2 protein-coding genes are annotated in these 1,941 nt (G+C 64.3%); both read left to right on the plus strand.

The features are described from left to right. The first annotated feature begins 196 nt into the window (after positions 1-196). Complete coding sequence (locus EN884_RS34505) at positions 197-700, plus strand: heme-degrading domain-containing protein (RefSeq protein WP_063169827.1); 504 nt, start codon at positions 197-199, stop codon at positions 698-700. Next, positions 697-1,941 (plus strand): glycerate kinase (locus EN884_RS34510; protein WP_164895371.1); only part of this gene is annotated, 1,245 nt, incomplete at its 3' end. The genes EN884_RS34505 and EN884_RS34510, both read left to right, overlap by 4 nt.

A 1,941-nucleotide genomic window follows, 5' to 3' on the forward strand; every position in this document is an offset into this window, starting at 1 on the left:
TAAGGCCCCCTCACCCGGATTGCCAACCGAATTGCGAAGGCAATTCGGGGCAATCCGGCCTCTCCCCGAGGGGAGAGGAGGAAGCCGAGGCCCGTGCTCGTCTCTTCTCCCCTCGGGAGAAGGTGGCCACGCCACGGAAGCTTGACCGAGCGGAGCTTGTCGTACACACGACGTGTGACGATTTCGGAGAAAGAAAATGGCCGTTGCTGACGACATCGCTCTGATCAAGAGACAGGAAGAGACCCTTGTCTTCGCGACCTTTGACGAGGCCGTCGCTTTCAAAATCGGCTCCGCCATTCGCGATCGTGCAATCGCCGAAGATCTACCCATCATAGTCGACATCAGGCTGTGGGACCGGCCGCTGTTCTACGCCGCGCTGCCGGGCTCGAACGCTTCCAATCCCGACTGGGCGCGGCGCAAGATCAATGTGGTCAAACGGTTCCTGAGAAGCACCTATCGCATGGTGTTGGAACAGCAGCGCCCCGACCGCACCTTCAAGATTGGTGAAGGGCTGGATATTGCCGACTACGTGCTGGCCGGCGGTGGCTTTCCGGTGAACGCCAAGGGCACCGGCGTCATTGGCGTCATCGCCGTTTCCGGACTGCCGGAGCGCGAGGATCACGGCGTCGTCGTCGATGCGCTGTGCGATCATTTGGGCGTCGACAAGCGCGGCTTGGCATTGCCTCGGGAAGCCGAATGACCGTGCTCGACCCCAAATCGTTCCTCGTCTCTATCTTCAACGCCGCCGTCGCCGCCGCCGATCCGGAACGAACCATCAGGGATCATCTGCCGGCCAAGCCCAAGGGCCGTACCATCGTCATCGGCGCGGGCAAAGGCTCGGCGCAAATGGCGGCAGCCTTCGAGAAAGTGTGGGACGCCCCCATCGAAGGGCTGGTCGTCACCCGCTATGGCTATGGCGCGACCTGCGAGCGCATCGAGATCATCGAGGCGGCGCACCCGGTGCCGGACGATGCCGGCCTTGAAGCCTCGCGCCGGCTGCTGGCGAAGGTGCAAGGGCTGACGGCGGACGATCTGGTGGTGGCGCTGATTTCCGGCGGCGGCTCGGCGCTGTTGCCGTCGCCGGCCGGCAGCTTGACGCTGGCCGACGAGATCGCCGTCAATGAGGCGCTGCTCGCCTCGGGTGCGCCGATCGCGGCGATGAACACTATCCGCAAGCACCTTTCCACCATCAAGGGCGGCAGGCTGGCGGCGGCCGCATGGCCGGCCAGGGTGGTGTCGCTGATCGTCTCCGATATTCCCGGCGATAATCCGGCAATGGTCGCCTCCGGCCCAACCGTACCGGATACAGGCAGCCGCGCCGACGCGCTGGCCTCGATATCGGCCTATGGCATGAAACTGCCGGCCTCGGTGATGGCGCATATCAATTCGCCGGCCGCCGATGCGCCAAGCCCGGATGACGAGCGCTTTTTGCGCAACGAGGTGCATCTGATCGCTTCGGCCGGGGTATCGCTGGAAGCCGCCGCTACGGAAGCGAAACGGCAAGGCGTCGAGGCGGTTATCCTCTCCGATGCCATCGAAGGCGAAGCGCGCGAGGTTGGCGGTGTCCACGCCGCGATCGCGCGTGAAGTGGCGACGCGCAACAGGCCTTTCTCGAAGCCGGTGCTGATCCTGTCGGGCGGCGAGACAACCGTGACGCTGCGCGCAAAAGGCAAGGGCGGCCGCAATTCGGAATTCCTGCTCGCCTTCGCCATCGGCATCAATGGCGTCGACGGTATCAATGCGCTGGCCGCCGACACTGACGGCATCGACGGTTCGGAAAACAATGCCGGTGCCTTTGCCGATGCTTCGACCGTGTCGCGCATGCGCGCTGCCGGGGTGGACGCCAAGGCTATGCTTGCCGGCAACAATGCCTGGACGGCCTTCACCGCGGTTGACGATCTCTTCGTACCCGGCCCGCCCGGTACGAATGTCAACGATCTC

This window comes from Mesorhizobium sp. M7A.F.Ca.AU.001.01.1.1 (genome assembly GCF_004022735.1).
GTDB lineage: Bacteria > Pseudomonadota > Alphaproteobacteria > Rhizobiales > Rhizobiaceae > Mesorhizobium > Mesorhizobium ciceri.

Bases quoted from the DNA above. Each gene is read 5' to 3' on its own strand.
- EN884_RS34505 (WP_063169827.1), top strand. From the start codon at position 197: ATGGCCGTTGCTGACGACATCGCTCTGATCAAGAGACAGGAAGAGACC.